We start from the raw sequence: 20,860 nt of genomic DNA, 5'->3' as shown, positions 1-20,860 counted from the left end.
CCAAATCCACTGTACGGCGCGGGTGCGTGTCATTGCCAGGCGAGCGCCCGGTCGGTGGATAAAGTGTGCCCCTCCTGGCCGGTTTGAGTTCTCGGGCGTGGCGACGTACCCTTAATCGGTTGACGTATGCCCGTTCGGGCAGTCCCCTGTACCCGCGTCCCCGGTCCCAGCGTTCCGGTGACCGCCGATCCGGAGTGATCCTCATGAGCAAGCGCACTTTCCAGCCCAACAACCGTCGCCGCGCCAAGAAGCACGGCTTCCGCGCCCGCATGCGCACCCGCGCCGGTCGTGGCATCCTCGCCGCTCGTCGCGCCAAGGGGCGCACCGAGCTCTCCGCCTGACGCAAGCTGTGCTTTCGAGGCTGAACCGCCTCACACGCGGCGTCGAGTACCGAGCGGTCGTCCGTGGCGGGAGACGGTGTGGGGGATCCCACACCGTCACCTACGTCATGGGTCCCGTCGGTGACCGTGCGCCGCGATTCGGTTTCATCGTCAGCAAGCAGGTCGGCGGCGCCGTCGTGCGCAACACCGTGCGCCGACGGCTGAAGGCCGTGTGCGCAGAGGTGGTCGACGACGTGGCATCCGGTGCCGACATCGTCATCCGCGCCCTGCCCAGCGCGGCCACCGCTCCGTACGACCAGCTGCGCGGAGACGTCCGGCGCTGCCTCGCCAAGCGGGCCGCAGCATGAGCACGTCCACGCTCCCCATGGCCTCGGTGGGTGAGGCGACGCTCGAACCCACCCAGGTGTGGCGCGGCCTTCCACTCGTCCCCCGCAACCTCGGGCTCGCCCTGTTGCACAGCTATCGGGCGACGATCTCGCACCTGTACGGCGATGTCTGCAAGTACTACCCCTCGTGCTCGGCGTACGCGGTGGGTGCCGTGCAGCAGCACGGCCTGGCGAAGGGCACTGTGCTCACCGCCGCACGTCTGGGGCGGTGCCATCCCTGGGCCGCCGGCGGAATCGACGACGTCCCGCCGAACCCACGCTTCCGTCACGAGCTGACCCGGCACGGCTTCGTCGTGCCCTCCGGAAAGGACTGATCCGTGCTGGATCTCTTCGCTGCCACCCCCATCCCGGTGGTGCCCACCCCGACGACACCGCCGCCGGGTGAGGGATTCGACCTCTTCAGCACGCTGATGTGGCCCTTCAAGTGGCTCGTCGAGCTCATCCTGGTGTTCTGGCACTGGCTGTTCACCGCGGTGGGCATGCCCGCGGCCGCGGGTGCCACGTGGGTGCTCTCGATCATCGGTCTCGTGATCGTCGTGCGCTCGGCGCTGATCCCGCTCTTCGTGCGGCAGATCAAGAGCCAGCGCAAGATGATGGAAATCGCTCCTGAACTGCGTAAAGTCCAGGAGAAGTACCGCGGCAAGAAGGACCAGCTCTCTCGCGAGGCCATGAGCCGCGAGACGATGGCCCTGTACAAGAAGCACGGCACGACACCGGTGTCGAGTTGCCTGCCGCTGCTGGTGCAGATGCCGATTCTGCTGGGCATGTTCTACACGCTCAGCGACGTCAAGAAGCACGCCGAGTGGGGCGTCGGTGGTGTGGGACTGCTCAACACCGAGCTGACGAAGCAGTTCTACGACGCCCAGCTGTTCGATGTCGCGCCGCTGCACACGAACATGATCGATGCGATCAACGAGGGTCAGACGGCCACGGTCATCATCCTCGTCATCCTCGTCGTGCTCATGATCGCGTCGCAGTTCATCACTCAGCTGCAGATCATCTCGAAGAACCTGTCGCCCGAGGCCAAAACCGGCCAGGCGTACCAGATGCAGAAGATCATGCTGTACGTCCTGCCGCTGGCATTCATCTTCTCGGGTGTCTTCTTCCCGCTCGGCGTGGTCATGTACTGGTTCACCTCGAACCTCTGGACGATGGCGCAGCAGTTCGTCGTGATCCGCAACCTCCCGACCCCGGGTTCCGACGCTGCGAAGCAGCGCGAGGAGCGTCTGGCGCGCAAGGGCAAGGCACTGGATGCCAAGGGCCGCGTGATTCCGCTGGAGAAGTACCAGGAGGAGCAGCGCCGCCTGGCGGAGGAGGCGGAGCGTGCTCGCGCCGCCGCACCGAAGCGTCAGCAGCCGATGGGCAAGCAGCGCGCGAAGAAGAAGCAGCCGCCGAAGGCCGCCGGCAATGCCGGTAAGCCGGCCGGCAAAGAAGGCTCCGGTGGTGCCGGCGAGAAGCCCGCGGGCAAGACGCCGCCGGCAGCACCGAAGAAGCAGCCGCCGAAGGGTGGTGCCGCCGGCATGGACGGAAAGGGCACCGATGGCCGCCCCGGAACGACGCCGCCCGCGCCGCCGAAGAAGTCCTGAGCTACGAAGGAACATCGACATGACCCTCACGCCTGAATCCGCGGATGCCACTGTCGAGCAGCTCGAACAGGAAGGCGACATCGCCGCCGACTACCTCGAGGAGCTGCTGGACATCGCTGACATCGACGGCGATCTCGCCTTGGATGTGCGCGCGGGACGGGCGTACGTGTCGGTGGAAGCCGAAGACTCCTCGTCGCTCTCGCGTCTGAGTCATCCCGACACCGTGCAGGCGCTGCAGGAGCTGACGCGTCTGGCCGTGCAGAACCGCACCGGTCGGTTCTCGCGGCTGATCCTCGACGTCGGGGGCTCCCGCGAGCAGCGTCAGCGTGAGCTGGAGAAGCTCGTCGATGTCGCGATCGCCCGGCTGGATGAGGGAGCGTCGCAGGCGTCTCTGCCGGCGATGTCGAGCTACGAGCGCAAGCTCGTGCACGATGTGGTGTCGGCGCGCGGCCTCGTCTCGGAGTCGTACGGCGAGGGTGCGGAACGACACACCGTCATTCGCCGCGCGTGAACAACCTCGAAGAGGAACCCCAGGTCACCGCCGATATCTTCGGTGACCGCGTTGACCTTGCGCGTTCTTTTGCTGACGCGCTGGCGCAGCACGGCGAGGAGCGGGGTCTCATCGGCCCGCTCGAGCTGCCGCGTCTGTGGAGCCGGCACATTCTGAACAGCGCCGTGGCTGCGCCGCTGTTCAGCGGGCGCGTCGGCGACGTGGGTTCGGGCGCGGGCCTGCCCGGAATCGTGCTCGCGATCGCTCGACCCGACGTGGAATGGGTGCTGATCGAGCCGATGGAGCGCCGGGTGGTGTGGCTCAACGAGCAGGTGGATGCCCTCGGCTTGGACAACGTCGAGGTCGTGCGCGGTCGAGCAGAGGATTGGAAGCGCGGCCCGGTGCTGGATGCCGTTACGGCACGCGCGGTGAGCGCCCTGCGGACCCTCGTTCCGCTGACGGCTCCGCTGGTGCGAGACGGCGGCGAACTCATTCTGCTCAAGGGTGCGAACGCCGCGAATGAGATCGCGGCGGCGGACAAGGTCATCCGCAAGTACAAGCTGAGCGATGTCCGCGTCGAGCCGGTGGGCGAGGGTCTCGTCGACGAACCCACACGGGTCATTCGCGCAACGGTGCGCTGACGTCGGTTCGCGTTGGGCGCCGGGGAACCCGGTTGTGCATCGCATGATGTGATTCGCGCGCCGAGTCGATGACTCACTGAGCCCATCCGGGTTTCCTCGACGGGGGATTCCGGCCGAGCTCCGCTCGCCTCATCGGTACGCGAGCCCGTTCGAGCGGCAGATGTAGCCCGATTTCAGTTGTGTGAGAGCGATTCTCCGGGCGATCCGGCGATGCGCGGCAGGTCGGTTTTCAGCCCACTCGAGCGCAGATTCGCCGCAGAACGACCCCCTTCGGTGTCGCGGTCGTGTACGTCAGCCCGCGCGGGGGTGAGGGATGGGAGTTCAGCCGGGTGACCCGCGCCTGCGAAGTACGTGCCCGACGGATCGCGTGCGCCGGGCGCTGACGTCCTGGCAGCGGCGCGTTCGACGGACGACGTCGGTGACGACGTGTGCGTGGACACGCGCCGCGAGTCGGTGTTGGGGTGGGGCGCGGACGGGTGGCGTGCACCGATGCTCGTCGACTCTGCGCAGTGGTGCCGAATCATCCGAGAGGCCCGTGGGCGGGGGAGCGACCTCACCCCACCCGCGAAGGCGGCGCGGCCCTGCTGAAAGGCGACGGCACTCACGTGATGTTTCACGTGAAACGAGCACGCTTTTCACTTCAGGCCGCGGGGCCACGTGACGGTCAGTGAGCGACGCCCCTGTGAAGGCTCGCCAGCCCCCTCGGGGGGCAGGCCGTGGTCACGGAGGTTCTTCGTGCTCGACTCTTCCGCCTCGCCTCCGCGTTGTGTTCCCTCCTCTGGGGACCCACGCTCCTCCCCCGTACGCGACGTTTCACGTGAAACATCACCGCGCCGTGCATGGCAGATCACGCGAACCGGCGGGGATTGGCCTGCCGAGAATCGAGCGTGCGTCCCATGCGTGAGTCCGGTTGCATACCGGTCGCTGCGTGGGCACCCGACGCGACGGTTCGAGCTTGAGGGGCGCGCGGGCGCACTGAGGTTGTCGGGGGTGCTCGGGCCGCTCGCCGGTGGTGGATTCCATTGGGGCGTCAGTGCGTGAGTCATACCGGCCTTTCATCTCGGGACCAGTGCACGCTCCTGGCAGGGCGTTTCACGTGAAACGGAGCGTGCGGTGTGCTGTGCGCGTGCTGCGGCGCGCGAGAGGAGCGGCGTGGTCGCGATGTCGTGCACGCCGGGAGCGGACGGAACTCGGTCCTGCAGACCGGTGACGCGCGAATCATGGCTCCGAGGATGGATCGGGCGCGCGTCGACAGCGCCCCGTGCCCCCGTTCGTCAGCCTGTCGCTGACTCAGCGCGGTCGGGCGGCGCAGCCGTTTCACGTGAAACATCCGCTCATGCTGCAGAGCGGCACGGCTCGTGTGTGCAACCCCGACCCCTCCGCCGTCTGAGCGACGCGGCGGGGGAGTGGTGCTTCCGGATCCGCGTGCCGGTGCCCGGCGAACGTCTGTGTGGGCGCCGAAGCCGTGCGTGTGCGCTGCCCGAATGCCGAGTTGATGTGGAAACGCGCTGATCGTCCACCCCGTTTCACGTGAAACATCGGATGCACGGCACCGCCTCAACCGCCATCTCGCTCACGTGATGTGCGGGCGACGAGGCACATTGCTGATGGCGAACTCATCCGTCACGCGGCTCAGCGCGTGCCGGCCATACGCGGATAGGTGGGTACGGAGGCTTTCGCGACCGTCACGGACAAGGCCGGCGCTCCTCCGCGTGCGCTCTGACGCGTGAGGAGGAGAGTCGCGACGAGGTCACCCGTCGCGACTCATCTACGGCGGAGGGCGGGGGCGGCAGCCGGCTTCATGGGAATCGCGACAGGCATACGGCATGGAGCGTCCGCGACCGCGCGATAGGGACGGGGCTCCCTGGCCACCCAGCCGTCTGTATCGGTTGCGGTATCGGCAGCTCTGTCGCTCTGCTCCAGCACTCCGGCGTCAGGCGGGAGAAGCCAGCCTCGCGATAGCTCCGTCCCCGGACCGAAGCGCCGTCTGTGCCCCGGTCATGCGTCCAGCCCTACTGCACGAGGCCCAGCGTTTCACGTGAAACGATCCGGGACGGGTCGCGCACTGCCCGCTCCGGCCGCGCTGCCACCCGGGATGGCGCGCGGGTGTTTCACGTGAAACCAAGACGCCCACTCGCTGCCTTTCCCTCCTGGCTTCCGTGATCCGACGGGGTCAGATGCGCGGGCGGTCCCCACGGGGGCAAGGGGACAGGGGTGGTCGGAGAGTTCGCGTGAGGTGAGTGGCGGGTGCTCTGTGGCTCGGTCGCGGCAGCGGAGATGGCCGCGGCATCGCGGAGGTGACATGCGTCGAGGTCGGCGTATCGATCGCCGACGTTTCGGCCCTGTGGGTCGCAGGGCCGGCGTGATCAGGCGGGCGCGCCCGTGTCTGTTGTGCACAATGCGACGCGGTGAACCCAGGGGCGGCTGTCTCGATCGGCGCGGCCCGGCCTTCGTGCTCGCGGCGACAGGTGGCCCAGCAATCGCATCGTCCCTCGATGCGGTGCACGACCGCGGCGAGACCTCACTCAGCTCCGGTGCGCCCTCTGAGATGCCCAGAGGTGGCGCGGACGCAGTGGTTCCGTCACGTCGGCGCCGGGCCGCACCGCCGGGGGCGAGCGAGGCGACGCGACCAACGCGCGGGGGAACGGAGCCATCGCCGCGCACCACCCGCGCGCGTGCGCGGGTGGCGTCCGATATCAGCGTGCATCCGGCGACGTCGGCGGGGAGTGGGGGTGGTGTCGCGTAGGGTGGAGAGAGTGTCTCGTCGAGCGAAAACGGAAGGATGTTTCACGTGAAACAACCCGAGGATGCCGCCGACTCGGCAGCCTTCTCCCTCGATGACGCACCGCTCGCGCGGGAACTCGCCGACCTCAGCGCGCGGCGCCGCGCGCTGGAGAGCGTCGATGTGCGACTTCCCGGGAAGACCCGCATCATCACCGTCTCGAACCAGAAGGGCGGGGTCGGCAAGACCACGACCGCGGTGAATGTGGCCGCTGCGCTGGCATCCGTCGGCGCTCGCGTGCTGGTGATAGACCTCGATCCGCAGGGCAACGCGTCCACGGCCCTCGGCGTCCCGCACACGGCGGACGTGCCGAGCGTCTATGACGTGCTGATCGACGATTTCCCCATCGCGGACATCGTGCAGCAGAGCCCTGAGTCCCCGAACCTCTTCTGTGCGCCGAGCACCATTCATCTCGCCGGCGCGGAGATCGAACTCGTCTCGCAGGTCGCCCGGGAGCACCGGCTGAAGACCGCCCTCGAGACCTATCTCTCAGACGTCGACCAGCCGCTCGATTTCGTCATCATCGACTGCCCGCCGTCTCTGGGGCTGCTGACCATCAACGCCTTCACCGCCGCGGATGAGGTGATGATCCCCATCCAGTGCGAGTACTACGCGCTGGAGGGACTGAGCCAGCTGCTCGGCAGTGTGCGCATGATCCAGAAGCACCTGAACCCGCGGCTGACCGTCTCGACGATCCTGCTCACGATGTACGACGGACGCACCCGGCTCGCGCAGCAGGTGGCCGAAGAGGTCCGCGCACACTTCGCCGAGCAGGTGCTCGACACCGTCATCCCACGCTCCGTGCGGGTGTCCGAGGCGCCGAGCTTCGGGCAGACGGTCATCGCCTACGATGGGCACTCCGCCGGCGCGGTGGCCTACCGGGAAGCAGCCGTGGAGATCATCCGACGCGGCGAAACACACGAGAACGAAGGAACAGCCTGATGGCGAAGAGAACTGGTCTCGGTCGAGGCATCGGGGCGCTCATCCCGACCGCGGAGTCATCGGAAGCCCGTCCGGTCGACGTCTTCTTCCCGAGTGGAGCCATGCCGTCGACGGCCTCACGGTCCGCCGCCTATGAGGCGAAGGATGCCGGTGTCACACCGAAGGGCGCGGACACCTCCGCCGCGACCACCGAGGCATCAAGGGAGGAGGCTCCGTCTGCACCCGCACCGACCGCGGCGGACGACGCGGTCGAACTCGTGGCGATCCCGGGCACCCGCCTGATCGAGATCAACCCGAGCGACATCGTCCCCAACCCGCGCCAGCCCCGCACGCACTTCGACACCGACGACCTCGCTGAGCTCGTCCACAGCGTGCGCCAGTTCGGCGTGCTGCAGCCCGTCGTCGTGCGCACCAACGCCGAGGGCAAGTACGAGCTGATCATGGGGGAGCGGCGCACCCGCGCATCCCGCGAAGCCGGCCTCACGTCGATCCCGGCGATCGTACGGGACACCGACGACGAGCACCTGCTGCGCGATGCGCTGCTGGAGAACCTCCACCGTGCGCAGCTGAACCCGCTCGAAGAGGCCTCCGCCTACCAGCAGCTGCTGGAGGACTTCGGCATCACGCAGGAGGAGCTGGCCACCCGCATCGGGCGCTCTCGTCCGCAGATCAGCAACACCATCCGTCTGCTGAAGCTGCCGGTGCCCGTGCAGCAGCGCGTCGCGGCCGGGGTGCTCAGCGCCGGTCACGCCCGCGCCGTCCTGTCGCTCGACGATGCCGACGCCATGCAGCGCCTCGCCGACAAGATCGTCAACGAGGACCTCTCGGTGCGCGCGGCGGAAGCTGCCGCCAAGAGCCTGGATGCCGGGAGATCGCGTCGCCCGGCGCCCAAGGCCGGGGCGCGCCGCGCTCACCTCGACGAGGTGGCGGAGCGCCTGGCCGATCGCCTCAACACCCGTGTCAAGATCAACATCTCCGCAAGAAAAGGCCAGGTCGTGATCGATTTCGCGACCATTCAGGACCTCAATCGCATCCTCGCCGAGATCGGGGAGACGGAGTTCGGCACGACGTGAGCCCGGTGTCTCCAGCCGAGCGTAGGCTGGATACATGACCGACTCCGACCGCTCTGTACCTCGCCGCGCCAGCGTCGAAGTGCTGCGCGCCGAGGCGGCGGACGAGCTCTCGGTGCTCATCCATGAGCGGCTGCGCGCCGGCGAGGATCCCTGGGACTTCATGGAGGACCTGCCGAGCGTCGATGAGCTGGTCGTGCTGATTCTCCGCGCTGAGAACATCGCGGCAGACGGCGGCACCCGCCCCACCGAGGCGCGCAACTACCGCGTGCTGCGCCAGATCGCGATCGACTACCCGTCGCTCACCACGGCGGTGTGGCGTCTGCTCGGCTCGGAGCCGTACCGACGGTGGGATGCCACGGTGCGCGTACAGGCATCCTGACCGCCGCGCTGCGCAGCAGAGAGCCCAGAGACGACGAAACCCCCGGTCAGAAAAAGATCCGACCGGGGGTTTCGTGTGGTGTCTCAGCCGATGTAGGCGGCGAGGTCCTGCTCGAGGGCGAACTTCGGCTTGGCGCCGATGATCGTCTTCTCGACCTCGCCCTTGCGGAAGACCTTCATCGCCGGGATCGAGGTGATCTGGTACTTCATCGCAAGATCCGGGTTCTCGTCGACGTTGAGCTTGAGGATCGTGATCTTGCCCGGGTGCTCGGACTGGATCTCGTCGAGGATCGGCGAGACCATGCGGCACGGGCCGCACCATTCCGCCCAGAAGTCGACGAGCACGGGGCCGTCGGCGTCGAGGACGTCCTGCTGCCAGTTGGACGAGGTGGTGGCCTGGGCTGTCATGATGATCTCCTTCGGAAGTCTGTCAGTGGAGGCAACGCCGGAGCGGAGGGGATTGTTCCTCAGGCGCCGACCGTGGCGGCATCCGGCAGTCCATCGATCTGCGCGACGTCGCTCTCCGGCAGGGCCGCCTCACCGCGGGCGGCGAGGTAGTGCTCCACGTCGAGGGCGGCCACCGTGCCACTGGCGGCAGCCGTGACGGCCTGGCGGTAGGTCGGGTCGATGACGTCGCCGGCGGCGAACACGCCGGGCACCGAGGTGCGCGAGGTGCGTCCGTCAACCCAGATGGTCCCCTCAGCGGTCAGCTCGAGCTTGTCGTGCACGAGGTGGGTGCGCGGGTCGTTGCCGATGGCGACGAACAGACCGTCCAGCGGCAGCTCGCGGGTGGTGCCGCCGGTGGTGGAGCGCAGCACGACGCCGTTGACGGCCTCGTCGCCGAGGATGTCGGCGACCTCGCTGTTCCAGATGAACTCGATCTTCTCGTTCGCGAAGGCGCGCTCCTGCATGATCTTCGACGCGCGCAGAGTGTCCTTGCGGTGGATGATGTACACCTTCGAGGCGAACTTCGTGAGGAAGGTCGCCTCCTCCATGGCGGAGTCGCCGCCGCCGACGACGGCGATCGTGCGCTCACGGAAGAAGAAGCCGTCGCAGGTGGCGCACCACGACACCCCGCGGCCGGAGAGACGCTCCTCGCCGGGCACGCCGAGCTTGCGGTAGGCGGACCCGGTCGCGTAGATCACGGAGTACGCCTGATGCGTCTCGCCGTTGCCCAACGTGACCGTCTTGACGTCGCCGTCCAGATCCAGCGACACGACGTCCTGGTACAGCACCTCTGCGCCGAAGCGCTCGGCCTGCTCCTGCATCTTCGCCATGAGGTCCGGGCCCATGATGGCCTCGGGGAAGCCGGGGAAGTTCTCGACCTCGGTGGTGTTCATGAGCTCGCCGCCGACTTCGACGGAGCTCGCGATGACCAGCGGCTCGAGGTTGGCGCGGGCCGCGTAGATGGCGGCGGTGTAGCCGGCGGGACCCGAACCGATGATGATGACCTGACGCACGTGTGCTGCTCCTTCGACGGCGGACGAGGGGCCGTCCGCTCCTGTCTTCAACACATGCTAACCGCGGGGCATTCCAGCCGCCCTCGGCGGCGCCGCGCGGCGCGGAGTCAGCGCTTGCCGGGCAGCACGCGGCGGACGAGGCCGAGGGCCACCTGCAGCTCGGGCGCCCGCAGCAGGGCGAGCATGCCCACGTAGACCGCGGCGACGACGGCGCCGATGAGCATGGTCCCGAGGGCGCCCTGGAGCTTGTCGGCGACCATCCAGCTGTCCTGCGCGCCGACGGCGAAGTAGACCAGCCAGCCGGCCGCGCCTGCGGGGACGGCCGCGAGCACGAACCTGCCGAGCGCGGGCAGCCAGCTCCCCGCTGCGAGTCGGCCGATCTTGCGTCGCAGCAGCGCCGCCGCCATGACGAGGGCGACGGTGAGGGCGATCGACTGTCCGAGCGCGATGCCCGCCGCCGTGAGCCCGGCGGGCAGGGTGGATGCCAGCAGCGCCGTGACGGCGACGATGACGGCCTGCACGAGCGAGAAGACGAAGGGCGTGCGGGTGTCGCCGAGGGCGTAGAACGACCGCTGGATGGTGAACAGCACCGCGATGGGGATGAGTCCCACGAGGTAGCCGCCGAGCACCAGGGCGCCTTCGACGGCGGTGGGGGCGTCGTTGGTGAAGATCCGGGAGACGGGCACAGCGGCGGCCGCGATCGCGGCGGCGGCGCCGACGATGAGCACGCCGATCGAGCGGATGCTGGTGTCGATGTCGCGCCGCATGTCGTCGATGCGGCCGTCGGCGGCGTGCTCGCTCAGTTGCGTGAAGTAGGGGATGCCGATCGAGAGCACGATGATCGAGTACGGCAGCATGAAGATGAGGTTCGCGTTGCCGGTGACCATGTTCGCGGCGGCAGCTTCGCGCGAGGCGACCGACAGCACTGCGGACTGCACGAGGGCGCTCAGCTGCCCGACGAGCACCATGAGGAACGTCCAGCTGGCGAGGCGCCCGATGACCCCGAGGCCCATGCCGCGCCAGTGGAAGTCGGGCCGCAGGTGCAGGCCGGTGCGGCGCCAGAACAGCAGCAGGACGACCGCCTGCAGCACGATGCCGAGCGTCGCGGTGCCGGCGATGAGCGCGATCATCGCGGCATCCCAGCCCTCGATGGAGTTCGTCGTGCCGTAGAGCAGGATGAAGGCGCCGAAGCCGATGATCGACACGATGTTGTTGATCACCGGGGACCACGTGTACGGGCCGAAGACGCGCCGCGCGTTGAGGGTCTCACCCAGCAGCGCATAGAGGCCGTAGAAGAAGATCTGCGGCAGGCACCAGTAGGCGAAGACCGTGGCGAGGGCGTGCTGCTCGGGTGCGAAGCCACCGCCGTAGAGCGAGACCAGCAGCGGCGCGCACGCGACCGCGATCACGGTGATCGCCAGCAGCACCACCGCACCCAAGGTGATCAGCTTCGAGATGAACGCCTCGCCGCCGTCGTCGCTGCGGCCCGCGGCGACGATCTGCGGCACGATGACGCCGGTGAGGATGCCCATCGAGACGATGAGGAAGATCGCGTTGGGGAGTTGGTTCGCCACCACGAAGGCATCGCCTGCCATCGCAGTGCCGATCGCCGTGACGAGCACGATCTGTCGCAGCAGCCCCGTCACCCGCGAGACGAGCGTTCCGGCGCCGATCATGACGCTCGCCCGGCCGATGCTCATGAGGCTCCGCTCTGCGGGTCGTCGCCCGCCGTCTTCGATACGTCGGCGGCATCCATGTCTGCCGTGGCATCCTTCTCAACGTCGTCCTCCGCCGTCCCCGCACGCCGCCGTCGCACGGTGCGGATGAGGCCGATCGTGAGCAGCCCGCCCACGACGGTGACGAGGGCGCCGATGCCGATGATCTCCCAGTCCGCTCGCACCATCACGGTGGCGTTCTGCGGCTGGCCGATGGGGACGCCGGTGGGGGAGAGCAGCTCGAACCGGATGTCGACCTCGCCGTTTCCGACGTGTGCCTCCACCGGGATCTCCACGCGGGTGTTGCTGTTGGGCTCCGCCTGCACGGGGGTTCCCCGCTGCACGAGGATTCTGGCGTCTCCCGGCTGCGCGATGAGCATCACATCCACCGGCCACGGCAGGCTGTTGCGCACCCAGATGCGCAGCGGCACGTTCTTGCCCACGAGGTTGATGTCGGTCAGCTGCGGGATGCTGACGGCGCCCAGGGTGGCGGCGGTCGCCTCGCGGTGCGCGACGAGGGCCTGCCGCCACGCTTCCGCGTCGGACAGCCAGCCACCGCCGAGCAGCTGCAGCACTTCGGCCCGCTCCGGAGCCGTGAGCACCGTGGCATCGGTCAGCACGGTGGAGAACGCGACGAGCGACGCCTCTTCGGCCTGCAGCTCGGTCACCGCTGCCACGCGAGCCTCGTCGGCCGTCGCCTCTGCGATGCTCACGGCCGTCGGTTCGGCGGCGACGAGCGCGTCGAGGCGGACAGGGGTCGCCCCCGGGGCCGCACCCACCGTGGCCAGTGCCGTGGACAGCCCCACGCGGGAGCGACCGTCGGCGCGGTCGAGGGTGACGAGCAGAGGCTTTCCGCCCGTCTCACGCAGTGCGAACGACAGGTGCGCCGTGGCCTCGGCCAACGCGGCACCGCGCAGGGTGGTCTCGTCGCGGAGCGAGGCGGCGCGCAGGGCGGCGGAGATCGCCGAGTCGTAGACGAGCACGGATGCCGCTCCGGCGCTGCCGCGGGCCGGCACCGTGGCGGTGCGCGCCCCCTGCGCGGTCGTGGCCGACGGGACGAGCGTGAGGCTCGCGGTGTCGTCGGCGTCGCCGCGGAGGGCTCCCAGCGCGTCGACGACGCCCGCCCCGGCGGTGCCGCCGAAGGGCCAGAACACGTTGTCGCGCGTCGCGTCGACCGACAGCAGTTCCTCGAGCGTCGGATACACCGGCTGTCCGGGCTCGGGTTCGGGGGTCGGTGTGGGCTCGGGCGTCGGAGTGGGGGTGGGCGTGGGGGTGGCCGTCTCCTCGGGGGAAGCGGCCGCTCCCGGCGTCGTCGCTCCGGGGGAGACGCGCGCGGGCGCGGGGACCACCGCCTCGGTGGGGGTGGGCGTGGGAGTCGGTGTCGGCGTCTGGCCAGGAGTGGCAGCCGGCACGAAGTCCGCCGCGGCCAGGTAGGGCTGCAGTGTGGTGGGCTGCAGGGGCGCGGGCAGGCCGGCGTCGAGTTGGGCGGCGATGTCCGCGTCGCCGAACTGCAGGGCGAACCGGTCGTTGGGCAGCTCCTCGAGCCGCTGCAGCCACCGCGTCACCGCGGGGGGAGCGCTGGAACCGAGGGCACGCACCGCGGCGGGCACGGCGGGGTCGATCGCGAGGATGGCGCTGCTGCCGGCGACCGCCTCGAGCTGAGCGGTCAGTTCGCCGTCGGGTGCGGTGAGGGCGAGCAGGTCATCGGCCGTGAGCAGCCCGCTTTCGGTCGCCGGCGCGGTGATGGGCACCACCACGCCCACACCGGCGCCGCCGGCGGCGTCGTCGGGCACGACCATGACGCTCGTGGACACCAGGGTTCCCGTCGCGTTCGTCGCGGTGGCCCGCAGCGGGTACACGCCGGGGGCCCGGCCGGCCAGTTGCGGATCGTCGGCGGCGACGAGGATGCCGGTGGTGCCGCGGCCGCCGGCATCCACCGGATCGGAGACGGCCGAGCCGACGGCGGTCAGGTCGTAGCCGCTGCCGTCGCCGCCCAGCCACGACGCCAGCGCCGCACGGTCCGCCAGCGGCGTCGCGCCGAGCTCCAGGCCGATGTCGGCGGGCGGGGTGTCGAGGGGGCTCTCGTTCGAGATGGTCACCGACACCGAGAGCGCGTCACCGGGCCGCACGACCCCGTTGCCCACCGGTGACAGGGTCAGGTGCAGCGCAGCGGTGCCGCGCGTCTCATCCGAATCCTCCGTCGTCGCGCCGGCGGTGAGCCCGGGCGCCAGCGTCAGCACGACCAGCAGCGCGGTCAGCAGTGCGGCATGCCACGGGCGGCGCGATGCGGAGATGTCGGTCATGGCGGGTTTCGGTTCGGGTGCGATTCATGACCGCACGATCAGCCGATTCTAGGCCGGGAGCCCTCCGAGCTTCCCGAACGGCGGGGCGATCCGCCCGAAGCAGGGTTGAATGAAGGGATGCCCTGCACTCCGGATCCCGCCCTCTGCCGCGCTCTCGGCACCGACCTCGCCACCGCGGGGTTCACCGCCGACGCACTGCGCGACGCCTGGGGCGAGGCCGCCGACGGGGCCATCGCCCGTGGGTTGCGGCTGCCGGCCGAACGGGCGCTCGCGGGCCGGTCCGACGCGCTCGCGGTGCTGGCCCGGCTGCTCGTCCTCGGGCTGCGTCAGCCGGTGGCGGTCGTCGACGCGGCGCTGCCGCAGACGGGCGCAGCCGGCCTGGTCGCTCTCGAACTGGCGATGACGGATGCCGGTGACGTCGTGCCCCGCGCGGTGATCAGGCCGCAGGAGTTCGGCGACGACGCCGGCGATGCCCACTGGTGGATCGCGAGCGATCTCGACGAGGCGGCACTGGGCGGACCGCTCCCTGAGGACCACGTGCTGGGAGTGGGCGGGGCGTCGCTGACGCTCGCTGGCCTGCAGCTGCCCGGCCACGTCGGCCGCGTGCTCGACATCGGCACCGGCTGCGGCATCCAGGCGCTGCGCGCGCGACGCGACGCCGACCTCGTCGTGGCGACGGATGTGTCGCAACGGGCGCTGCACTTCACCCGCCTGAACTCCCTGGTGAACGGGTTCGACGGCATCGAGGAGCGGCGGGGGAGCCTGTTCGAACCGGTTGCGGGCGAGCAGTTCGACCGGGTCGTGTCCAATCCGCCGTTCGTCATCACGCCGCGCAGCGAGGGGGTGCCCGCATACGAGTACCGCGACGGCGGGCTCGTCGGCGACGCCCTCGTGGCCGAGGTCGTCAGTGGCGTGGGTGCGCACCTCGCGCCCGGTGGGGTCGCCCAGCTGCTGGGCAACTGGGAGTACCGCGACGGAGAAGACGGGCTGGACCGGGTGCGGCAGTGGGTCGCGGCATCCGCCGTGCCGCTGGATGCCTGGGTTCTCGAGCGCGAGGTGCTCGACCCGCTCGCCTACGCGGAGCTGTGGACCCGCGACGGCGGCACGCCTCCCGGCTCGCCCGACGCGCAGCGCCTGCTGGGGGCGTGGCTCGACGACTTCGCCGAGCGGGGCGTCACGGCGGTGGGCTTCGGGTACGTCCTGCTGCGGCGGGCGGGGGGCTCGGCACCCACGCTCGCGCGCTATGAGCGCGTGACGCAGCCGGTCGGCGGGGCGCTGGGCCCGCACCTCACGGCGGCGCTGGCCGTCCACGACCGCCTGGCCGGGCTGGACGACGCCGCGCTGGCGGCGTGTGTGCTGCAGGTCGCCCCCGACGTCACGGAGGCACGGCACCACCTGCCCGGTGCGGAGGACCCCAGCGTCATCGAGCTGCGTCAGGGTGGCGCCTTCGCGCGCGTGCTCGAGGTCGACCCGGCGCTGGCCGGTCTCGTGGGCGCCTGCGACGGCGACCTGCCGGTCGGAGTGCTCGTCGACGCGATCGCGCAGCTGCTCGAGGTGGATGCCGCCGAATTGCGCGCCGACCTTCTCCCTCGCGTGCGTGAGTTGCTGTTCACACAGTTCCTGCAGTTCGCCTGAGCGGTTGTCGAGACGTGCGCGCAGGACCGCTCGGTAGGCTCGAACCCATGCTCAACATGGCCGAGGGCCTCGCCCGCATCGGCGCGCTCGCCGCGTCGCCGGTCGTCGACACCCTCGCGCGGGCCTTCGCCGCTGCTGGTTTCGAGCTGGCGCTGGTGGGCGGGCCGGTGCGCGACGCGCTGCTGGGACGGTCGACCAACGACCTCGACTTCACCACGAACGCCCGCCCCGACGACATCCTGCGCATCGTCACGCCCGTCTCGACGGCGCAGTGGGACATCGGCCGGGAGTTCGGCACCATCGGCGCGCGCGTGCGCGGTGAGCAGGTGGAGATCACCACGTACCGTGCCGACGAGTACGACGGCACCACGCGCAAGCCCGTCGTCGCGTTCGGGGACGACCTCGAAGGCGACCTGTCGCGGCGCGACTTCACCGTCAACGCGATGGCGCTGCGCCTTCCCGGGCCGACCCTCGTCGACCCGTCGGGGGGCGTGGAAGATCTCGTCACCGGCATCCTGCGCACCCCCATCGACCCCGCGGTGAGCTTCGGCGACGACCCGCTGCGCATGCTGCGCGCCGCGCGCTTCAGCGCCCAGCTCGGGTTCGACGTCGAGCCGGCGACCGTGGCGGCGATGACCGAGCGCGCCGACACGCTGTCGATCGTGAGCCCCGAGCGCATCCAGGGCGAGTTCGTGAAGCTCCTGCAGGCCGACGACCCGGTGCGCGGCATCCGCCTGCTCGTCGAGACCGGGCTGATGGAGAAGTTCCTCCCCGAGGTGCCCGCGCTGCGGCTCGAGGTGGACGAGCACCATCACCACAAGGACGTCTACGAGCACTCACTCACCGTGCTGCGCCAGGCCATCGAGCTCGAGGGCGAGCGCACGCCGGATGCCGCACCCGACGTGCCGCTGCGCGTGGCCGCCTTGCTGCACGACATCGGCAAGCCCGCCACGCGGCGCCTCGAACCCGGCGGCGGGGTGACCTTCCACCACCACGACATCAAGGGCGCGCGTCTGGCCCGCAAGCGGCTGCAGGCGCTGCGCTTCGACTCCGACACCATCGGCGCCGTGACGCGGCTGATCGAGCTGCACCTGCGGTTCTTCGGCTACTCCGAGGGCGCGTGGACCGACTCCGCGGTGCGGCGGTACGTGCGGGATGCCGGCGACGAGCTCGACCGGCTGCACATCCTCACCCGCGCCGACGTCACCACCCGCAACAAGCGCAAGGCCGCGCGGCTGCGCTCGGCGTACGACGACATCGAGCGTCGCATCGCCGAGCTCGCCGAGCAGGAGCAGCTGCAGTCGATGCGCCCGGCGCTCGACGGCAACCGGATCCAGGAGATCCTCGGCATCCCGCCCGGGCCCGTCGTCGGCGAGGCGTACCGGTTCCTGCTGGACGTGCGCCTCGACGAGGGCGTCGTCGACGAGGCCGAGGCCGAGCAGCGCCTGCGCGCCTGGTGGGCCGCCCGCGGCTGACCCGCGCTCCCGGCGCCCGCCCGGCGGCCCGCCGCCGGCCCGCGCGCCGGTCCGCCGCCGGCCCAGAACCGTGAGACTGCACCTGGCGGGTGAGACCGCGGTCGTCACCCACAGTCTCAGTCGGCAGATGCGGTCTCAGCGAACGGGCGGGCCGCCGGCGGCGGCTCACGCGGGGCGCACGACACAGCCCTCGACCGGCCGTCACGGCGCACCTACACTGATCGGCACCAGCTCCCTCACCGATGATCGGAGCGCGCATGTCGTCGTGGTCTACGCGCCGCGAGGTCTCACCCGCGACCTCCCGCCTCATCGTCGAACGCGCGCACGAGGAGCTGCTCGCCGGGAACCTCTCCGACCCGCGTCTCGCCGATGTGCGCCCTCTCGTGCGAGAGTCCTGGCGTCGCTCGCTGGCATCCGCGGTGGGAGCCGAGCAGCTGCCCCGCCTCGATCTCTCCGACGCCGAACTGGACGTATACCGTCGTGGGCATCCTCTCGCCGGCGTGATGCAGATGGTGCGCTCGCTCCTGCTCCCCGGCTCGCCCGACGAGGCGGGCGTCGTCGTCGCCGTCGGCGACGCGGCCGGCCGCCTGCTCTGGGTCGAAGGCGACCGCGGCGTGCGCACGCTCACCGGCGACATGGGCTTCATCGCCGGCGCCAACTGGTCGGAGGATGCCGTCGGCACCTCGGCGCCGGGCACCGCCCTGGCCCTCGACGCGCACGTGCAGATCCGCGAGGCGGAGCACTTCAACCGGTTCGTGCAGCCCTGGTCGTGCACTGCCGCGCCCGTGCACGACCCCGAGACGCGCCGTCTGCTGGGCGTGATCGACGTGACCGGCCGCGCCGAGGCCGCGACGCCCCAGGCACAGCTGCTGGTCGATGCGACGGCTCGCGCGATCGAGGGGGAGCTGATGGTCGCCCGCCTGCGGGCCCGCGCCGAGGCTCCCCGGCGGCGCCCTCCACGACCGCGTGCGACGACCCGCGCCACCCTGCGGGTGCTCGGTCGAGACCGTGCGCTGCTGGAAGCGGGCGCCGACGGCACCCAGACCGTCGTCGAGCTGAGCGCCCGCCACGCCGAGATCCTGCTCATGCTCGCCAGCCATCGCGAAGGGCTCACGGCGGAGGCCCTCAGCGAGCTCGTCTACGGAATGCCGTCGACGGAGACGCTGCGACCCGAGATGGTGCGCCTGCGCCGGGTGCTCGAGCGCATCGCGCCGCACCTCGTCCCGGCATCCCGCCCCTATCGTCTGCCCGCGCCGCTGGAGACGGACGTGCAGCACGTGGTGTCGCTGCTCGACCGCGGAGCGCACCGCGTCGCGCTGTCGGCGTATCCGGGTCCCGTCCTGCCCGACTCGGTCGCCCCGGGCGTCGAGGCGCTCCGTGACTCGCTGCGTGCCACGCTGCGCGAGTCGCTGGTGGGCGAGGCGAGCGTGGATGTGCTGCTGGCCTTCGCCGACACGGCCGAGGGGGAGCACGACGTCGAGCTGCTGCGGCTGTGCCTCGCGATGCTGCCGCCGCGCTCGCCGCGCCGCTCGGCTGTCGTCGCCCGCCTCGCCGTTCTCGAGGCGTGAGCGCGCGCAACCCGATGCAACCTCGCGGGGCGTAGCGTGCCCGGCAGCAGCAGGGTCGTCGCGCCCGCGCAGCACACCACCCATGGACAGTCGAAGGAGACAGACATGACGATCGTCGAAGAGGGCGTCTCGAGCGTCTACGCCGCCCCCGGTGAGCACGGCTCGCTGGCCGAGTACCGCTCCCGCTACGGGCACTACATCGGGGGCGAGTGGGTCGACCCGATCAAGGGGGAGTACTTCGAGGACATCACCCCGGTGACGGGGAAGCCCTTCACCGAGGTCGCCCGCGGCACCGTCGAGGACATCGACCGTGCCGTCGACGTCGCCTGGAAGGCGTTCGCCGACTGGCGTCGCACCAGCCCCGCCGAGCGGGCGATCATCCTCAACAAGATCGCCGACCGCATCGAGGAGAACCTCGAGAAGATCGCGGTCGCCGAGACGTGGGAGAACGGCAAGCCGATCCGCGAGACGCTCGCCGCCGACATCCCGCTCGCCGTGGATCACTTCCGCTACTTCGCCGGGGTGCTGCGCGCGCAGGAGGGCTCGCTCAGCCAGCTCGACGAGAACACCGTGGCGTACCACTTCCAGGAGCCCCTGGGCGTGGTCGGGCAGATCATCCCGTGGAACTTCCCCATCCTCATGGCCACGTGGAAGCTTGCCCCCGCCCTGGCCGCGGGCAATTGCGTGGTGCTGAAGCCGGCCGAGCAGACGCCGGCATCCATCCTGTTCCTCTTCGAGATCATCGGCGACCTGCTGCCGGCGGGCGTCGTGAACATCGTCAACGGGTTCGGCATCGAGGCCGGTGCGCCGCTGGCGTCGCACAAGCGCATCCGCAAGATCGCGTTCACCGGAGAGACCACGACCGGCCGGCTCATCATGCAGTACGCGTCGCAGAACCTCATCCCCGTGACGCTCGAGCTCGGTGGCAAGAGCCCGAACATCTTCTTCGAGGATGTCGCGCGCGTGACCGACGACCCGTACTACGACAAGGCACTCGAGGGTTTCACGATGTTCGCGCTGAACCAGGGCGAGGTCTGCACCTGCCCGTCACGCGCGCTCATCCAGCGGTCGATCTACGACTCGTTCCTCGCTGACGGCCTCGAGCGCGTCGCGAAGGTGCGGCAGGGGAACCCCCTCGACCCCGAGACGATGATCGGCGCGCAGGCCTCGAACGACCAGCTCGAGAAGATCCTGTCGTACATCGACATCGGCACGCAGGGCGGAGCGAAGCTGCTCACCGGCGGGGAGCGCGTCGACCTCGGCGGCGACCTCACGGGCGGCTACTACGTCGCGCCGACCGTGTTCGAGGGCAGCAACGACATGCGCATCTTCCAGGAGGAGATCTTCGGGCCGGTGCTCTCGGTGACGAGCTTCGACGACTTCGACGACGGCATCTCGATCGCCAACGACTCCCTCTACGGTCTGGGGGCCGGGGTGTGGAGCCGCACGGGCGACATCGCCTACCGGGCGGGGCGGGCCATCGAGGCCGGCCGGGTGTGGACCAACACCTACCACCAGTACCCGGCGCACGCCGCATTCGGCGGGTACAAGCAGTCGGGCATCGGGCGGGAGAACCACCTGAAGATGCTGGACCACTACCAGCAGACCAAGAACCTGCTGGTGTCCTACGCCGAAGGCCCGATGGGCTTCTTCTGAGATGGAGACCACGTTCAGCAGGGTGGCCGTGACGGATGCCGCGGCCGCCCTGCTGCGCGACCTGACGGCGCAGCACGGGCCGCTGATGTTCCATCAGTCGGGCGGATGCTGCGACGGCAGCGCGCCGATGTGCTTTCCGGTCGGGATGTTCCTCACCGGGCCGAGCGATGTGCACCTCGCCTCGCTCGAGGTCGGACGGGACGACCCGATCGAGGTGTTCATCTCCGAGGCGCAGTTCGAGTACTGGAAGTACACCCACCTGACCATCGACGTGGTGCCGGGTCGGGGCGCGGGGTTCTCGGTCGAATCCCCGACAGGGATGCGGTTCATCGTGCGCTCCCGCATGCTCACCGGCCCCGAGCTCGCCCACTTCGGCCTCGCCCCGGCGTAGTCCGTCAGCCGGTGCCGACGCCGGTGCCGACGCCGTGA

Annotated in this window: 18 protein-coding genes; 14 read left to right on the top strand and 4 right to left on the bottom strand. The window is 70.1% G+C overall.

The window, feature by feature from the left end; all coding sequences use genetic code 11:
* Positions 1-203 precede the first annotated feature (203 nt).
* The 9 genes from rpmH to QNO26_RS14390 all read left to right on the top strand — a co-directional run bounded on the left by rpmH (position 204) and on the right by QNO26_RS14390 (position 8,620).
* Entirely contained in the window at positions 204-341 is a 138-nt protein-coding gene (gene rpmH / locus QNO26_RS14430; protein ID WP_013584598.1) for a 50S ribosomal protein L34, read from the top strand.
* 8 nt (positions 342-349) lie between these two features.
* Entirely contained in the window at positions 350-688 is a 339-nt protein-coding gene (gene rnpA, locus QNO26_RS14425) for a ribonuclease P protein component (RefSeq protein ID WP_257532462.1), read from the top strand.
* Positions 689-705: 17 nt separating this feature from the next.
* Positions 706-1,041 carry a membrane protein insertion efficiency factor YidD gene (gene yidD, locus QNO26_RS14420; RefSeq protein ID WP_374679389.1) on the top strand — a complete coding sequence of 112 codons (336 nt, stop codon included), beginning with the start codon at positions 706-708 and terminating at the stop codon, positions 1,039-1,041.
* 6 nt (positions 1,042-1,047) lie between these two features.
* Positions 1,048-2,313 (top strand): membrane protein insertase YidC, encoded by a 1,266-nt coding sequence (gene yidC, locus QNO26_RS14415; protein WP_306816620.1) that lies wholly within the window; start codon positions 1,048-1,050, stop codon positions 2,311-2,313.
* 19 nt (positions 2,314-2,332) lie between these two features.
* A complete protein-coding gene (locus QNO26_RS14410) occupies positions 2,333-2,824 on the top strand; it encodes a Jag family protein (protein WP_257532458.1) in 492 nt (163 codons plus the stop codon).
* Positions 2,821-3,444, top strand: a complete 624-nt coding sequence (gene rsmG, locus QNO26_RS14405; protein WP_257638569.1) for a 16S rRNA (guanine(527)-N(7))-methyltransferase RsmG — start codon at positions 2,821-2,823, stop codon at positions 3,442-3,444. The genes QNO26_RS14410 and rsmG overlap by 4 nt, the downstream gene beginning before the upstream one ends.
* A 2,782-nt stretch (positions 3,445-6,226) precedes the next feature.
* A complete protein-coding gene (locus tag QNO26_RS14400) occupies positions 6,227-7,168 on the top strand; it encodes a ParA family protein (RefSeq protein WP_257532453.1) in 942 nt (313 codons plus the stop codon).
* On the top strand, positions 7,168-8,241 hold the full coding sequence (locus QNO26_RS14395) for a ParB/RepB/Spo0J family partition protein (RefSeq protein WP_257532451.1): 1,074 nt from the start codon (positions 7,168-7,170) through the stop codon (positions 8,239-8,241). Before QNO26_RS14400 ends, QNO26_RS14395 begins: the two co-directional genes overlap by 1 nt.
* 34 nt (positions 8,242-8,275) lie before the next feature.
* Entirely contained in the window at positions 8,276-8,620 is a 345-nt protein-coding gene (locus tag QNO26_RS14390; protein WP_257532450.1) for a tryptophan synthase subunit alpha, read from the top strand.
* 83 nt (positions 8,621-8,703) lie between these two features.
* On the opposite strand, the gene trxA is transcribed toward QNO26_RS14390, so the two are convergent.
* The 4 genes from trxA to QNO26_RS14370 form a co-directional block, all read right to left on the bottom strand.
* Positions 8,704-9,027: a thioredoxin gene (trxA, locus tag QNO26_RS14385; RefSeq protein ID WP_257532448.1), complete on the bottom strand. Its 324-nt coding sequence runs from the start codon at positions 9,025-9,027 to the stop codon at positions 8,704-8,706.
* Positions 9,028-9,086: 59 nt separating this feature from the next.
* A complete protein-coding gene (gene trxB, locus QNO26_RS14380) occupies positions 9,087-10,079 on the bottom strand; it encodes a thioredoxin-disulfide reductase (RefSeq protein WP_257638568.1) in 993 nt (330 codons plus the stop codon).
* A gap of 107 nt (positions 10,080-10,186) precedes the next feature.
* On the bottom strand, positions 10,187-11,755 hold the full coding sequence (gene murJ / locus QNO26_RS14375; RefSeq protein WP_374679388.1) for a murein biosynthesis integral membrane protein MurJ: 1,569 nt from the start codon (positions 11,753-11,755) through the stop codon (positions 10,187-10,189).
* Between the two features lie 20 nt (positions 11,756-11,775).
* Positions 11,776-14,097: a DUF6049 family protein gene (locus tag QNO26_RS14370; protein WP_257638566.1), complete on the bottom strand. Its 2,322-nt coding sequence runs from the start codon at positions 14,095-14,097 to the stop codon at positions 11,776-11,778.
* A 117-nt stretch (positions 14,098-14,214) separates the two neighbouring features.
* Between QNO26_RS14370 and QNO26_RS14365 the strand changes: the two genes are divergently transcribed.
* The 5 genes from QNO26_RS14365 to QNO26_RS14345 all read left to right on the top strand — a co-directional run bounded on the left by QNO26_RS14365 (position 14,215) and on the right by QNO26_RS14345 (position 20,822).
* Positions 14,215-15,732, top strand: coding sequence for a DUF7059 domain-containing protein (locus QNO26_RS14365; RefSeq protein ID WP_257638565.1), 1,518 nt, complete (start codon positions 14,215-14,217; stop codon positions 15,730-15,732).
* Between the two features lie 47 nt (positions 15,733-15,779).
* Positions 15,780-17,207 (top strand): CCA tRNA nucleotidyltransferase, encoded by a 1,428-nt coding sequence (locus tag QNO26_RS14360; RefSeq protein WP_257532438.1) that lies wholly within the window; start codon positions 15,780-15,782, stop codon positions 17,205-17,207.
* A gap of 257 nt (positions 17,208-17,464) precedes the next feature.
* Complete coding sequence (locus QNO26_RS14355) at positions 17,465-18,775, top strand: helix-turn-helix domain-containing protein (protein ID WP_257532436.1); 1,311 nt, start codon at positions 17,465-17,467, stop codon at positions 18,773-18,775.
* A 105-nt stretch (positions 18,776-18,880) separates the two neighbouring features.
* Positions 18,881-20,431 (top strand): acetaldehyde dehydrogenase ExaC, encoded by a 1,551-nt coding sequence (gene exaC, locus QNO26_RS14350; RefSeq protein ID WP_257638564.1) that lies wholly within the window; start codon positions 18,881-18,883, stop codon positions 20,429-20,431.
* A 1-nt stretch (position 20,432) separates the two neighbouring features.
* A complete protein-coding gene (locus QNO26_RS14345; RefSeq protein WP_257532432.1) occupies positions 20,433-20,822 on the top strand; it encodes a DUF779 domain-containing protein in 390 nt (129 codons plus the stop codon).
* The last annotated feature ends 38 nt before the right edge of the window (positions 20,823-20,860 follow it).

The organism is Microbacterium sp. zg-Y1090 (assembly GCF_030246945.1).
Lineage (GTDB): Bacteria > Actinomycetota > Actinomycetes > Actinomycetales > Microbacteriaceae > Microbacterium > Microbacterium wangruii.
Note: the sequence above shows the minus strand (reverse complement) of the source record. Positions and strands in the feature narration are given on the sequence as shown.

Coding starts and splice junctions, on each gene's coding strand:
- rpmH (WP_013584598.1), top strand. CDS start 204: ATGAGCAAGCGCACTTTCCAGCCCAACAACCGTCGCCGCGCCAAGAAG.
- yidD (WP_374679389.1), top strand. CDS start 706: ATGGCCTCGGTGGGTGAGGCGACGCTCGAACCCACCCAGGTGTGGCGC.
- QNO26_RS14410 (WP_257532458.1), top strand. CDS start 2,333: ATGACCCTCACGCCTGAATCCGCGGATGCCACTGTCGAGCAGCTCGAA.
- QNO26_RS14400 (WP_257532453.1), top strand. CDS start 6,227: ATGTTTCACGTGAAACAACCCGAGGATGCCGCCGACTCGGCAGCCTTC.
- QNO26_RS14395 (WP_257532451.1), top strand. CDS start 7,168: ATGGCGAAGAGAACTGGTCTCGGTCGAGGCATCGGGGCGCTCATCCCG.
- QNO26_RS14390 (WP_257532450.1), top strand. CDS start 8,276: ATGACCGACTCCGACCGCTCTGTACCTCGCCGCGCCAGCGTCGAAGTG.
- trxA (WP_257532448.1), bottom strand. CDS start 9,027: ATGACAGCCCAGGCCACCACCTCGTCCAACTGGCAGCAGGACGTCCTC.
- murJ (WP_374679388.1), bottom strand. CDS start 11,755: ATGATCGGCGCCGGAACGCTCGTCTCGCGGGTGACGGGGCTGCTGCGA.
- QNO26_RS14370 (WP_257638566.1), bottom strand. CDS start 14,097: ATGACCGACATCTCCGCATCGCGCCGCCCGTGGCATGCCGCACTGCTG.
- QNO26_RS14365 (WP_257638565.1), top strand. CDS start 14,215: ATGCCCTGCACTCCGGATCCCGCCCTCTGCCGCGCTCTCGGCACCGAC.
- QNO26_RS14360 (WP_257532438.1), top strand. CDS start 15,780: ATGCTCAACATGGCCGAGGGCCTCGCCCGCATCGGCGCGCTCGCCGCG.
- QNO26_RS14355 (WP_257532436.1), top strand. CDS start 17,465: ATGTCGTCGTGGTCTACGCGCCGCGAGGTCTCACCCGCGACCTCCCGC.
- exaC (WP_257638564.1), top strand. CDS start 18,881: ATGACGATCGTCGAAGAGGGCGTCTCGAGCGTCTACGCCGCCCCCGGT.
- QNO26_RS14345 (WP_257532432.1), top strand. CDS start 20,433: ATGGAGACCACGTTCAGCAGGGTGGCCGTGACGGATGCCGCGGCCGCC.